The 13,024-nt window shown below is 67.8% G+C and carries 15 protein-coding genes; 7 read left to right on the forward strand and 8 right to left on the reverse strand.

What is annotated here, in order from left to right; all coding sequences use genetic code 11:
• Positions 1–681: 681 nt before the first annotated feature.
• The gene (locus tag ACGFNJ_RS25590) at positions 682–1,506 is read right to left on the reverse strand and encodes an alpha/beta fold hydrolase (RefSeq protein WP_393452998.1); all 825 of its coding nucleotides are present in this window, start codon (positions 1,504–1,506) and stop codon (positions 682–684) included.
• Positions 1,507–1,574: 68 nt separating this feature from the next.
• On the opposite strand from ACGFNJ_RS25590, the gene ACGFNJ_RS25595 reads away from it, so the two are divergent.
• Together ACGFNJ_RS25595 and ACGFNJ_RS25600 are read left to right on the forward strand one after the other, a co-directional pair.
• The gene (locus ACGFNJ_RS25595; protein WP_393453001.1) at positions 1,575–2,177 is read left to right on the forward strand and encodes a DUF4291 domain-containing protein; all 603 of its coding nucleotides are present in this window, start codon (positions 1,575–1,577) and stop codon (positions 2,175–2,177) included.
• A 174-nt stretch (positions 2,178–2,351) separates the two neighbouring features.
• A complete protein-coding gene (locus tag ACGFNJ_RS25600) occupies positions 2,352–3,941 on the forward strand; it encodes an ABC-F family ATP-binding cassette domain-containing protein (RefSeq protein ID WP_393453004.1) in 1,590 nt (529 codons plus the stop codon).
• A gap of 55 nt (positions 3,942–3,996) precedes the next feature.
• Here the strand turns inward: ACGFNJ_RS25600 and ACGFNJ_RS25605 are convergent, their stop codons facing one another.
• Both ACGFNJ_RS25605 and ACGFNJ_RS25610 read right to left on the reverse strand, forming a co-directional pair.
• The gene (locus tag ACGFNJ_RS25605) at positions 3,997–4,350 is read right to left on the reverse strand and encodes an MmcQ/YjbR family DNA-binding protein (protein ID WP_393453007.1); all 354 of its coding nucleotides are present in this window, start codon (positions 4,348–4,350) and stop codon (positions 3,997–3,999) included.
• A gap of 9 nt (positions 4,351–4,359) precedes the next feature.
• Positions 4,360–4,788 carry a nuclear transport factor 2 family protein gene (locus ACGFNJ_RS25610; protein ID WP_393453010.1) on the reverse strand — a complete coding sequence of 143 codons (429 nt, stop codon included), beginning with the start codon at positions 4,786–4,788 and terminating at the stop codon, positions 4,360–4,362.
• 77 nt (positions 4,789–4,865) lie between these two features.
• On the opposite strand from ACGFNJ_RS25610, the gene ACGFNJ_RS25615 reads away from it, so the two are divergent.
• Complete coding sequence (locus ACGFNJ_RS25615; RefSeq protein ID WP_393453013.1) at positions 4,866–5,366, forward strand: winged helix-turn-helix transcriptional regulator; 501 nt, start codon at positions 4,866–4,868, stop codon at positions 5,364–5,366.
• Positions 5,367–5,433: 67 nt separating this feature from the next.
• On the opposite strand, the gene ACGFNJ_RS25620 is transcribed toward ACGFNJ_RS25615, so the two are convergent.
• From ACGFNJ_RS25620 to ACGFNJ_RS25630, 3 genes are all read right to left on the reverse strand, one after another.
• Positions 5,434–5,913, reverse strand: a complete 480-nt coding sequence (locus tag ACGFNJ_RS25620) for a YbaK/EbsC family protein (protein ID WP_393453016.1) — start codon at positions 5,911–5,913, stop codon at positions 5,434–5,436.
• 66 nt (positions 5,914–5,979) lie between these two features.
• The gene (locus ACGFNJ_RS25625) at positions 5,980–7,008 is read right to left on the reverse strand and encodes a saccharopine dehydrogenase NADP-binding domain-containing protein (protein ID WP_393453019.1); all 1,029 of its coding nucleotides are present in this window, start codon (positions 7,006–7,008) and stop codon (positions 5,980–5,982) included.
• Between the two features lie 69 nt (positions 7,009–7,077).
• Complete coding sequence (locus tag ACGFNJ_RS25630; RefSeq protein WP_393453022.1) at positions 7,078–7,464, reverse strand: RidA family protein; 387 nt, start codon at positions 7,462–7,464, stop codon at positions 7,078–7,080.
• Between the two features lie 124 nt (positions 7,465–7,588).
• Between ACGFNJ_RS25630 and ACGFNJ_RS25635 the strand changes: the two genes are divergently transcribed.
• From ACGFNJ_RS25635 to ACGFNJ_RS25650, 4 genes are all read left to right on the forward strand, one after another.
• Positions 7,589–8,536, forward strand: a complete 948-nt coding sequence (locus ACGFNJ_RS25635; RefSeq protein WP_393453025.1) for a hypothetical protein — start codon at positions 7,589–7,591, stop codon at positions 8,534–8,536.
• A 25-nt stretch (positions 8,537–8,561) separates the two neighbouring features.
• On the forward strand, positions 8,562–9,818 hold the full coding sequence (locus ACGFNJ_RS25640; RefSeq protein ID WP_393453028.1) for an adenylosuccinate synthetase: 1,257 nt from the start codon (positions 8,562–8,564) through the stop codon (positions 9,816–9,818).
• Between the two features lie 53 nt (positions 9,819–9,871).
• A complete protein-coding gene (locus tag ACGFNJ_RS25645) occupies positions 9,872–10,498 on the forward strand; it encodes an NUDIX hydrolase (protein WP_393453031.1) in 627 nt (208 codons plus the stop codon).
• A 66-nt stretch (positions 10,499–10,564) separates the two neighbouring features.
• Entirely contained in the window at positions 10,565–11,167 is a 603-nt protein-coding gene (locus ACGFNJ_RS25650) for a hypothetical protein (protein ID WP_393453034.1), read from the forward strand.
• A 157-nt stretch (positions 11,168–11,324) separates the two neighbouring features.
• On the opposite strand, the gene ACGFNJ_RS25655 is transcribed toward ACGFNJ_RS25650, so the two are convergent.
• Together ACGFNJ_RS25655 and ACGFNJ_RS25660 are read right to left on the reverse strand one after the other, a co-directional pair.
• The gene (locus tag ACGFNJ_RS25655; RefSeq protein WP_393453037.1) at positions 11,325–12,176 is read right to left on the reverse strand and encodes an isocitrate lyase/phosphoenolpyruvate mutase family protein; all 852 of its coding nucleotides are present in this window, start codon (positions 12,174–12,176) and stop codon (positions 11,325–11,327) included.
• Positions 12,177–12,286: 110 nt separating this feature from the next.
• Complete coding sequence (locus ACGFNJ_RS25660; protein WP_393453040.1) at positions 12,287–13,012, reverse strand: metallophosphoesterase; 726 nt, start codon at positions 13,010–13,012, stop codon at positions 12,287–12,289.
• Positions 13,013–13,024: the final 12 nt, after the last annotated feature.

Below are 13,024 nucleotides of genomic sequence, written 5' to 3' on the forward strand. Positions count from 1 at the left end.
GGCCTCGGACGGGCGCGGCCTCGGACGGGCGCGGCCTCGGACGGGCGCGGCTTTGGAGGGGCGCGGCTTTGGGGGTTGGTGCGGGTTTCGTAGGGCGTGTTGCGTTTGGGGTGGTGGTTTATCCGCTGGTTGGACGGTTTCCTGGCGAGCGGGACGGTTTCGGGGTTTGCACTGGATAGCGTGGTGGCGTCGTGTGCCGTACCTGGCTGACCTCCGCAGTCAGGTGCGGGTTCTCTTGTTCCAGAGCGGGTTGCTTGGCTGTGGTCCGGTCCAAAGATTTTCGGGGAAGTGATCTCGAGGGAGGTTGACGGGAGTCATATGGTGGCCGTTTTCGAGCGCACGGCAACCATAGGACTCCCGCCAACGACAGTCAGCAACCATTTCACTCCCGTCAACGGGTCAACAACCATTTCACTCCCGTCAACACGGGCGGCAACCGCCCCGGTCATCGGCCGGTGATCCGGCCCAGGAGACCTTCACAGCGATCTTGAAGCGTTGACGTGAGAGAAAAGGCGCGTGTCGCGACACGCGTCGCAACCCCTTCACTCACGCCAATCAGGTTCAGCAACCATTTCTCTCACGCCGATGCAGGGCTCAGCGGTCGTAGTGGGGAAGTGGCAGCGTGGGCCGGTTGGGGCATGGCTTGGGCCATCAGCTCGGAACCCTCAATGAGCGGCGCTCCTACAGTTGCAGCAACCAGTCCATCGCAGCGCCGCATTCGCGGAGGATCGAGACGTGGCCGTCGTTGGGGCGGGACCATAACTGCGCCTTGGGGATTCGGGTGTGCAGCCAGTCCGCGTGGCTGGGTGGGACCACTCGGTCCTGCTGGCCTTGGACGAGGAGGACCGGGGTGGTGATCGCGGTGAGGTCGATGTCCCACGGCATGGTGAACGCCACATCGTCGTCGACCAGCCCGTCGGTTCCCGCCTCGCTCGCGCGTTGCGCGTCCGCACCGAGGGCGGCCCACGGGCCCGCGAGTGCCTCCATATCGGCGGAAGTGAAACTGGCAGGGTCGAATTCGTCGATCGCTGCGAAGCGTTGCCGCGCCGCGGTTCCCTGCAAGGCAGCCTGTAGTCCGCCCGGCGAAACCATGCCGCCGAACCAGTCGAACTCCTCGGTATACGGGGCGATGCTTGCGAGGCAGACCGCGCCGATGATCCGGCCGGGCAGTGCTGCCGCGCAGGCCAGGGCGTGCGGGCCGCCGCCGGAGGCACCCATGACGGCGAACCGGCCGATCCCGAAGGCGTCGGCGAGGTGTGCGACGTCGTCGGCGGCGGAGCCGACGGTGCGGCTGTCGAGCCGGGTGGACCCGCCGTAACCAGGTCGAGCGTAGGAGAGCAGGCGGATTCCGCGTTCGGCGGCCGCGACCAGGAGTGGGTCGAGGGGCAGCCCGGTTTGCGGTGAACCGTGGTGCCACAGCAGAACTCCCGCGCGATCATCGGCCTCGCTGTCGTAGGCGCGAACGACCCGTCCGTCGGGCAGGCGAACATCTCTGGCTGCGACCATTCCTGCACGGTAGCTGTGGGTACCGACAATCCGTTGCCGAGCGGGGGCCGGGGTGTCAGGATCTGCCGGTGAGTGTTGCGCCGCCGATGCGGCAGGTCAGAGCTGACTACGACGCGGCGACAGTGGTGGTGTATCAAGCGTATTCCGCGGAGATCGCCGAAGCTGCCGTTGCCGCAGGAACTTTCGTGAACCCGTTCATCCGGGATCGGATGACGTGGATCAAGCCGTCGTTCCTGTGGATGATGTATCGATCGGGGTGGGCGAGCAAGCCTGGGCAGGAGCGGGTGCTCGCGGTGACGATCACCCGTAGCGGTTTCGAGTGGGCGCTATGGCAGTCGTGCCTGAGTCACTATGTGCCGGAGATGTATTCGGATCGGCAAGCGTGGCTGGACCGGCTGCGGGTGAGTCCGGTTCGCATCCAGTGGGATCCGGAGCGCGATCTGCTGCACCGGCCGATGGCGCACCGATCGCTACAGGTCGGGCTCGGCGGTCCGGCTGTCGGTCTCTATGTGGATCGCTGGATCACCGGGATCAGGGACGTCACCGAGCAGGCGCACCGGATCGGTCGGCTGGTCAGCGACGGGAAGCTCGATGCCGCGGCCCGCGCGGTGCCGGTCGAGCGACCCTATCCGCTGACCGCCCAGGTCGCCGAGGTGATCGGGGCAGACTGACGCGCGGATGCGGCGTGTGATCCACATCTCATTGGCGCGCACGGCACAAGTGTGGTTAATCTATACAGGTCTTGTTCCCGTTGATCGGAGTCATGCCGTTGCTCTTCTGAGGTAGCCATTCGGGCGGTCCGCACTCGCGCACCGCGTTTTCCGTAGCAACCTCATGGAGTCACCATGGCCAATATTTCATTTTCCGATCTCACCTTCTCCTGGGCCGACGGCACCCCTGTGTTCGATGGGCTCGATGGAGTGCTCGGCCCCGGTCATGTCGGCTTGGTTGGCAGCAATGGTGCGGGCAAATCCACCCTGTTGCGGTTGATCGCCGGTGAGCTGACTCCGGCGCGCGGTTCGATCACGGTCACCGGCCATCTCGGCTACCTGCACCAGGACATCGGGCTGGCGGCCGGCCAGCAGGTGGACGCCGTGCTCGGCATCGCCGAGGTACGGAAAGCCTTGCACCGCATCGAATCCGGCGGCGGCGACGATGCCGACTTCGACATCGTCGGCAGCCGCTGGGATGTCGAGGAACGCGCCATCGCGTTGCTCGGGCGACTCGGACTGCACTACGTCGCCGACTCGGCCGAACAGCTGGACCGTCGCCTGGAGACGCTCTCCGGCGGCGAGACCACGCTGCTCGGTCTGGTGGCGGAACTGCTGGCCGAGCCGGAGGTCCTGCTGCTCGACGAGCCGACGAACAACCTGGATCAGGTTGCCCGCGAACGGCTTTACGAGGTAGTCGCACAGTTCTCCGGCACCGTGCTCACGGTCAGCCACGACCGGGAGTTGCTGGAACGCATGAGCACCATCGCCGAGTTGCGGCATGGCGAGATGCGTTTGTTCGGCGGCAATTTCAGCGAGTACGAGCGGATCATCGAGGCCGAGCAGGAGGCGGCGCGGGCCGCCATCCGCGACGCGCGCAGCGATGTGCGCAAGCAGGCGCGCGAACTCGTCGATACGCGGATCAAGCTGGATCGCAGGCTGCGCTACGGGCAGAAGATGTGGGACCAGAAGCGGGAACCGAAAATCATCATGTCCGAACGCAAACGGCAGGCACAGGTGTCGGCGGGCAAGTTGCGCAATCAGCACATCGGCAAGCTGGAGACGGCCAAGGACCAGCTGCAGCAGGCCGAGGAGTTGTTGCGCGACGACAGGGAGATCCGGGTGGATCTGCCTGACACCCGGCTGTATCCGGGCCAGGACGTCATCGACCTGGACCGGGTGCGGCTCGCGTGCGGGCCGACGGTGTCGCTTCGGGTCAACGGCCCGGAGCGGATCGCCTTGACCGGGCGCAACGGCGTTGGCAAAACCACGCTGCTGCACCAGATCTCGGCGGCACACCCGAAGGTGCCGTGGCGGATGCTGCCGCAGCGGCTCGACCTCTTCGACGAGCAGCGGTCGGTGTTCGAGAACGTGGCGTCGACGGCGCCGCACGCGTCACCGGAGCAGATCCGAGCCAAGTTGGCCCGCTTCCTGTTTCGCGGCGCGGACGCCGATGTGGCGGCCGCGGCACTGTCCGGCGGTGAACGCCTGCGGGCGGCGCTGGCCATGTTGTTGCTCGCCGATCCGGCGCCGAAGTTGTTTCTGCTCGACGAGCCGACCAACAACCTCGACCTGCCGAGCCTGCAGCACCTCACCCAGGCGCTGGCCGGTTTCGAGGGCGCGCTGATCGTGGTCAGCCACGACCCGCGTTTCCTCGACGACATCGGCGTCACTCGTCGGCTGGAACTGACTGCCGACGGGTTGCAGGAGACGCTCGTCAGCTGATGAATGGCGTTGCACCCCTTGGTCTTCCGCACGGAAGGCTAAGGGGTTGCGCGTTTCAGTCGAGCTGTGCCGACAGCTTCTTCGGCGCCACCTTGCGGTAGGCGTCGTGGATGATTTCGGCCAGCTCGTCCCAGTCCGGGTCGACATCGAGCCGAACGCCGATCCACCCGCTGTGCCCGACGTACGGCGGCACGAAGAAGCGTGTGGGTTCCGCGTCGACCAGTTCGGCTTGGACACCTTCGGGGGCCGGGCACCAGATGGTGGGTCCTGGCTCGTCGTAGCCACCGTCGATGTATTTGACGAACGAGGTTTCCGCGCGGACGAAGAAGGTCGGGCAGCCGTGGCTGAGCCGTTCGCTGCATTCCGGTAGGTCCAGGCAGATCGCTCGGATCCGCGTCAACGGGTCCATGCCCGCAGTCTACGGCGCGGTGGCGCCCCGCATGGCCCGTCGCATGACGCCGGGGTGCCTGAGCAGGCGCGGCGAGAGCAGCACCGCAAGGGCGGTGAGGGTGAGCCATGGCCGCAGATGCGGGCGCAGGCTGCGGATTCTTCCGTCTGCGGCGAGGTCGATGACCAGGGCTTCGGTCAGTTTGAACGGTCCGGCGGTGGCCTCTGCCAGCAGTACCCGCCTGGCGCCGTCGCCGATCCGGTCGGTCCAGCGCAGTCCGGTGAGGCTGCCGTAGGCGGCGGTCAGCAGCACCCGCAGGTCGTCCTTGCCGCGGAACACCAATCGGCCGGACAACGGCGAGATGAGCTCGGCATCCGGCGCCAGGGTGTCCACCATCGCATCGAAGTCGGCGGCGGTGGTCGCCGCACAGAATTGGGCGACGAAATCCGTGGCGGTCATGCTTTCTACCTTCACCGTGTCCATGTCTCGAACCTAGCCGCAGTCCCTTGCAAAAAGCAATGGACTATTCTGAGCGGGTGCCCAAGGTTGCTCTGTCCGACATCGTCTGCTCGATCGCGCGCACCGTCGACGCGATCGGCGAGCGCTGGACGCCGCTGATCCTGCGTGACCTGTTCGCCGGGGTGACCCGGTTCGAAGACCTGCGTCGCGATCTCGGTATCGCCTCGAATGTGCTCGCCGCACGGCTGGACGGGCTGCAAGCGCACGGCATCGTGGAAACCCGTGCCTACCAGACGAATCCGGTCCGTTACGAATACCTGCTCACCGACAAGGGGCGCGATCTCTATCCGGTGCTGACGATGCTGGTCGCCTGGGGCGACACCTGGCTGGCCGGGCCGGAAGGCCCACCCGCGCTGATCGTGCACAACGACTGCGGCAAGGAGACCGCAGGCGTGGTCGTGTGCCGGGAGTGCGCGGCGCCGCTGACCGCCGACAACGTGCATTTCCGGCAGGGCCCCGGCGGGCAGCGCGGCCAGGGGACCATGGTCATCGGCGATCATCTGGAACCGTCCAGCTGATCAGTCGCCTTCTTGCCGAGCCTGTTCCGGCCCTCGGTGGCCGCAGGCTCGGATTTCGACGCGGGCCTCAGTTGACCGTGACAACCTCGGCGCCGGTCACGGCGACCAACTCCGTGAACGTCGTCGCGAACACGGTGTGTGGATGCCCGGCGGCAGCCCAGATCTGCTCCTGCGCGGCCAGTGTCTCGTCGACCAGCGTCCTGATCGGCGCGGGATGCCCGACCGGGGCAACGCCGCCGATCGCCTGACCGGTGTGCGTGCGCACGAAAGCCGCACTGGCGCGGGCAAGTTCGCCGATGCCGAGGTGCGCGGCCACCTTGCCGGTGTCCACCCGATGCGCGCCGCTGGTGAGCACGAGCAGCGGCGCGCCCTCGGCATCGAAGATCAGGCTGTTGGCGATCGCGGCCACCGGACAGCCCAACTGCTCGGCCGCCGCGGCCGCGGTCGGTGCGGTCTCCGGGAGCACTCGGACCTGCGGCGTGACCCCGGCGGCGCGCAGCGCGGCCTCGACGGCAAGTACGGTCGGCTTCCTGGCGATCTCGTCCATGGCGGCGATCCTAGACCGCGGCTGCCGCGCCCGGCCTTCGATTTTCGGCGCGTCCTGCCTCGCGGGCTATCTGCCGTCGATCTCCAAGAGATCGAGGTGGACGGGCAGCAGCGCGCGCAGCACCTCGGCCGGGTCGGCGATCCGGCCCGCCGTGTGGAGTCCGGCTTGCGTTCCGGAGGTGATGTGCGACAAGACTTCCACCACGATCGGTGCGGTCACCGCGTAGATATCGCGACCGGCGGCAACGGCTCGGCGTTCGGTGTCGCCTGCCCGAACTACGACCTCGACGAGGAATTGCTGGGCGGACCGCCCGAACTCGTCCGCGGGCTGCGGCGGCGTCTCGTCGGTGGATGCGAGATCGCGCAGCGCGTCGGGAGTCATGTAGCTGTGCAGGGCACCGGTTTTCAGGTGAGAGGGGATGGTGACGCTGTCGGCGGTGGTGAAATCGCCTACGACGGTTTGCTTTCCGAACGGAGCGGGGAAGGTCCACTCGGCGGTGGGGGCGGCATCGTCGCGCAGGACGAGCTCCCCGCCGGTGTAGACGAGACGCTTGCCGTTGCGACGGCCGCGGGACGCCACGCCGGCTTTACGGGTGCCGGGGGTGGGGATCCAGCTGTCCAGCGCGAAGGCGAGGTGGATCTCGTCCACCGCGGGCAGATCGCCCACCGCCGCGCTGGCGAGCAGGTCGCCGAGCCCACCGTAGAAGGCAACCGCGGGCGCGAGGACGATGCCTGCCGCGGCAGCACGATCCTGGTATGTGGCAACGGTTTTCGCGACCACCTCGACTTCGGCGGCGACATCGACATAGTGGATACCCGCCCGTAGCGCTGCCTCCACGAGCGCGGGGACGGTGTCACCGAACGGTCCCGCGGCGTTGATCACCGCCACGCTGCCCGCGAGTGCGCGATCGAGCGCGTCGGGGTCGTCGACGGTGGCCGGGCGGACGGCAAGCCCGGGATACCCGGCGGCCAGGTCGTGAAGCTGGGATTCGTTGCGGCCGGACAGGATCGGTGTCCAGCCCCGCCGCACCAGTTCGGCGACGACGAATCGGCCGGTGTGGCCGTAGGCGCCGAAAACGGTCACGGTCGACGGCATGGGGGTCTCCTCAACGCTGGAAGGTGTCGAGTCGAACCAACATGCCGTAGCCGCAGGGCATTCCCAGCGTTAGCCCGCGGCGACGATCTCGACTTCGACCAGCCAGTCGCTTTCCAGCGTCTGCACCACGATCGCGGTGGTCGGGACGGTGCGGCCGCCCAACGCGGCAATTCTGGCGGCGGCGTTCGCTTCGGCGTAGGCAGCATCGCGCAGGTAGCTGGTCAGCCGGACGATGTTGTCGACGGTCATGCCTGCCGAGGCGAGGATGGTGCGCAGGTTCGTCCAGATCAGGTCGAGCTGTGCGGTCAGGTCGGCGCCCGGCTTGCCCTCGGGGTCGAGGCCCATGGTGCCCGAGACGAAGAGTAGCCGCTCGGCGCCGCGGACCTCCATCGCATGCACATAGTCGTTGGTGGCGGGGTAGATGCCTTCGGTCGGGTTGCGCGGTTCGAGCTCCACGGTTTTCGATCCTGCCAGCCAAGGGAATTCGGCGACAGTGAATTTGGCAGGCAGGGGATCGATGCTTGACCCCGCTACTTTTGGTCGCATACACTAAAACTGGTTCACGAGAGGAAGTGATCACATGGGATACGGAAACTGGGACGACACCGCCTACCGCGCGGCCAAGACCTTCCGTGCCAGCCGGGGACTCGACGACTTCGGCTACACCGCCGATATGCAGGCGGAGCCGTACGAGAACTGGCAGGCGCATCCGACCCTCGATCCGCTGGGGGTAGGCGCGCGGGAATGCCGAGATTCGGCCGACCACGCGAATTCGCTGCCCATCGCGGTGCTGTTCGACGTCACCGGTTCGATGGGGCGGGTGCCGAGGATCATGCAGCAGAAGCTCGGCAAGCTACACGGGCTGCTGCGCAGCAAGGGCTACGCCGACGATCCGCAGATCCTGTTCGGCGCCATCGGCGACGCCGACACTGACCGGGTTCCGTTGCAGGTCGGGCAGTTCGAGTCCGACAACCGGATGGACGAGCAGCTGCGCAACATCCTGCTCGAGGGTGGCGGCGGCGGGCAGAAGTCCGAAAGTTATGAGCTGGCAGGATATTTCATGGCCACTCACATCGTCACCGACGCGTGGGAGAAGCGCGGCAAGAAGGGCTATCTGTTCCTGATCGGCGACGAGCTGAACAAGCCGAAGCTGGCGTCGCGGCACATCCGCAGCGTCATCGGTGACGCGGTGCGCCGCGATGTCTCGGTGGAGTCGATCTACCGAGAGCTGATGCAGCGCTGGCATGTCTATTACATCCTGCCGAACGAGTCGAGCTACTACCACGATCCGGAGATCGCCGACCACTGGCGCGGGCTGCTCGGCCAGAGCTTCATGAAGCTCGACGATCCCGCCGCGGTCTGCGAGCTCATCGCGTTGACCATCGGCCTGGAAGAGGGCCGGGTCGACATGGATTCGGGCCTGGCCGACCTCCGCGATATCGGATCGGCGGCCGAGGCCGCCTCCGTCGGCAAGGCGTTGTCCGCCACCGGACCGCGCATCCGCGCGCTGCCGAGTGGTCGTAGCTGAGCACGGAAAGACCAAGGAGCACAGCATGTTCGACTCGCACATCATCGTCGTCGACCTCGGCTTCGGCGATGCGGGAAAGGGAGCGACGGTCGACTGGCTGTGCTCGGCGGACGCGGGCCTCGACGTGGCGGCTGTCGTGCGGTTCAACGGGGGCGCGCAGGCGGCACACAATGTGATCGCCCAAGGACGGCATCACATGTTCGCCCAGTTCGGGTCGGGGACGTTCGCGGGCGTGCCGACGTTGCTGTCGCGGCACATGCTGGTCGAGCCGATCGCGTTGGCGGGGGAGTCGCGGCAACTGGCGGCGCTCGGTGTGCCGGATCCGTTGTCCCTGCTGCGCATCGACGGTCGAGCACTGCTCACCACGCCGATCCACATCGCCGCCAACCGTGCCCGCGAGGACGCGAGGGGTTCCTCGCGGCACGGTTCGTGCGGACGGGGGATCGGCGAGACCGCCGCGCACGCGCTCGACCACGATGCGCCGACGGTCGCGGATTGCCTGCGCCCCAAGGTGCTTCGTGACAAGCTTCGGGCACTGGCCGCGCACTACGGCAGCCTCGTCGCCCCGAGCGCGCACGGCTACGAGCCGATCGACGACCTGGTCGACATGTACCGCGAGTTCGCCGCCGCCGTCGCGATCGTCGGCGGCGACCAGCTCGCCCGCTTCGCCAGGCGCGGCAGGCTGGTCTTCGAAGGCGCCCAGGGCGTGTTGCTCGACGAGTGGCGCGGCTTCCATCCGCACACCACCTGGTCCACTGTCGAACCACGCAACGCGCACGCCCTGCTTGCCGAAATAGGCGCTACCGCTGCGGTTCTCGGTGTGACCCGCACTTACCTGACCCGGCACGGCGCCGGTCCGTTCCCCACCGAAGACCACGCCGTGGACGTCCCCGAGCCGCACAACACCACCGGCCGCTATCAAGGCGCATTCCGCCTCGGCCACCTCGATCTGCTCCTGCTGCGCTACGCGATCACCGTCGCAGGCGGCATCGACGGCCTCTCCGTCACCCACCTGGACGCGCCGGGAACCCGTTACGCGGCAACGAAATACCGCACCGACAACGGCACCGTCGACCATCTGGAACCAGGTACCTGGCAGGACCTCGACCACCAGCAGCGCCTGACCGATCTGCTGACCACCGCCCACCCGGTCCTCACCGAAATGCCGGACGACGTGATCCCCTGGCTGGCGCAGGCACTCGACACCCCGGTCGTGCTGACCGCGAACGGCCCGACCCGGGCACACCGCACCGCTATCGAGGCCTGCGCTGCCGCGGCATGACACTCGATCGGCCGAGCGCGGATGCGCCGCCCGGGTGCGGCAGGATTGGCGGCGTGGAGCAGTCGGTGGTTTCGGTGGACGTGGTGGCGTTGCGGTTCTGGGGCGACGACGCCGGAGTGCGTGCGGGGATCGCGCCGCGTGCGCTGGCGCCGTTTGCGGGTGCGCTTGCGCTGCCCGGTGTGCTGCTCGGCCGGGGCGAGCGGCTGGTCGGGGCGGCACGGCGGGCGGTGCACACGAAACTCGGTGTGCCGGAGGCGGCGATCGGCGCGGTGGGCCAGCTGGTGACCTTCGACGAACCGAACCGCGATCCGCGCGGTCCGACCTTGTCGATCGCGATGTGGGCGGTGGTCGGGCCACACGAGGGGCCCGCGCAGTGGGTGCCCTTCGACGAGGTGCCGGAGCTGGCTTTCGATCATAATCGGATCATCGGCGCATCACGGGGGCTGCTCGCCCAACTCCTGTGGAAGGACCTGACTTTCACCAGGGCGCTGCTCGGTGACGAGTTCCCCGCGACCCGCGCCGTCGCGGCAAGCACTGCGCTGTCCGGCATTCGCCCTGATCCGGCCAACCTCAACCGCACGCTCGCCGCCCTACCCGGCCTGGCCCGCACCACCGAACGCAGACGGGTCAAGGCGACCGGCCGCCCTGCGGCGGTCTGGGCCTTCGATTCGCCGGGGTAGTCGGCCGAAACCAGTTGTTCGCCAACCGGATACGCGCGGTTGGCCGAAATGGTCTTGGATGACGCCGTGAAAGAACTTCTCTCTCGACTTCCCGACATCCCGACCCTGCGTGACCGCTGTCGGGCACTGGCGATGCTCGACGCCATTCTCAGCCCCGAGTGGGAGGAACGGTTCTACTCGTTCGACAGCGGCTGGGCCGAGGGCGAGGAACTGGCCTCGATGCGCGACGGCTCCGGTAACCAGTGGTTCATCGTCTTCTCCGCAGCGGGCGTCTACGGCCAGGGCTTCGACCACGAGGCGCCCAACGCGCCGGAGGTGCTCGATCCGGTGCCTGCCGCGTTCGCGTCCAGTGTCGAGGAGCCCGCGTTCGGCGACGAGGTCGGACCGCTTGTCACCGTGTGCTTCTGGCGCGAGCCCGCCGACCCGGCGTGGGGCGTTTCGGTGGCCGACCGCGGCGGGGAAGGGCTCTTCGACGTGCTGGTCGAAGGCACGCCCGAGGCCTACCAGGAGTTCGCCGAGGACTACTACGAGTTCGACCTCGACCTGCCGGTCGTGCAGCACGTGTTTGCGCTGCGACCGCTCACCCAAGAGGTGATCGCCGAGCTCGACCCCGACCTCGAGCTCGCCGATCTCGAGGAAGATATCGCTCAAATCGGCTACCCGCGTTGAGCATTGGGCACCGCCCGGTGGCTTGAAGCGGTATCCGGCGCAGGGCAGAGCTTGTGCACGCTCTGCCCTGCGCGTCGGTCAGCGTGGCGATCATGCCGACGCTCACCGTTGGCCTTCGAGCTCGGCAAGATCGACGCAGTGCCGGCAGTGCGTCTTGTCAGCGGCGGAAAAGCGCTTGCACCGAACCGAAGTCCAGCGCATCCGTCAACGCCGTGTACGTGCCGTGCTGCAGCAGCTCGACGGCCGCAGCTTCGGCCTTGGCGTAGGCCGCTTGGGCCACCGCCGACCCGACGCTCACCCGGCGCACGCCGGTGGCGGCCAGCTCCGCGACGGTCGGTCCGCCGGGCCCCGCCATCACATTGATCGGCAACGATGTCTTGCCGACCAGGTCGGTCAATGTCGCCAGGTCGAGCAGTCCCGGCACGAAGAGGCTGTCCGCGCCCGCTTCCGCGTACGCGGCGGCCCTGGCGAGCACGTCGTCGAAACGTCCTTCCGGCGCACCGATTCCGAACAGATAGACGTCGGTGCGCGCGTTGATCACCAGCTCAGGCAGGCCCGCCGCCTCCGCAGCGGCCCGTGCCGCCCGCAGCCGGTCGGACTGGGCGTCCGGGTCGAACAGCCCGCCGCCGGGCGCGTTGGAGTCCTCCAGGTTCACCCCCACCGCGCCTGCGGCCACCACGGCCGCGATAGTCGCCGCGACATCCTCGGGCGCCGGTCCGTAGCCGCCTTCCACATCCGCGGTGACCGGCACATCGACAGCGCCGGTGATGCGGCGCACGTGGGCGATCATCTCGTCCCTGGTCAACTGCTCACCGTCGCCGCGGCCGAGCGACCAGGCAACGGCCGCACTGGTTGTCGCGATGACCGGAGCGCCTGCCCTGGCGATCACCGCCGCGCTCACCGCATCCCAGGCATTCGGCAGCACGAACAGCCCGTGCTCGTGCAGTGCCCGGAATGCCGCCGCCGCGCGGTGCTGAGCTTCGGTGATCGGCTGAATGTCGTTTGCCACGATGACTCCTCGCGAGTGTGTCCCCAATTACCCGTCGTGACGAACGTAGTCCGAAACCGCTCTCCGCGCATATGTTCGATTCAACCCTGATCGCCTAGAGCCCTTGGACATCAACACTTTCCGGGATGCGGCACCCGGTCCGGCCCGACGTGATAGACCGCGTAGGAGCGGCCGAGCACCGGATACGACACGTTCCGGACGGGCACGCCGCCCGCGGTGCTGCCGAACTCGGTGCCACTGTGCGCATGGCCGTGTAGGGCGAGGGTGGCGCGCCCCGCGTCGACGGCTTCGGCGAGGTCGTGGCAGCCGAGGCCGGGATAGAACTTGACCGGCTCACCGACGATGGTGTCGATCACCGGCGCGAAATGCATGAGGGCGATGCGTATGTCGGTGTCGAGGGTGTCGAGGGCCTGCCGCAGCCGCCCGGCGTCGACGGGACCGCGCAGCATTCTGGCGCGATGTTCCTCGGTGCCGACATCAGGATTGCCTGGATGGTCGGGGAAGCCGCCGCTGCCGCCCATCGCCCCGGCGATGCCGAGCCGAATCCCGTTGCACTCCAGCGTGATCGCGGTGCCGTCGAGCATGTGTACGCCGATGTCGGTCAGCTGGGCCGAGATTCGCCACGCCAGCTTGCGGTCGTGGTCGTGATTGCCGAGCACGGCGACCACCGGGACCGGTAGATCAGCGATCTCGGCACACAGCAGCTCCGCGTCGCGGGGCGTGCCGCCGTCGGTGAGGTCACCGGCGAGCAGCAGCACATCGGCATGCTCGGCGAGTCGAAGGAAGTCGGGCCGAAACCGGCCGGCGACGGCGGGACGCAGGTGGGTGTCCGCCACGGCGGCGATGCG

This window comes from Nocardia sp. NPDC049149 (assembly GCF_043197455.1).
Taxonomy (GTDB): domain Bacteria; phylum Actinomycetota; class Actinomycetes; order Mycobacteriales; family Mycobacteriaceae; genus Nocardia.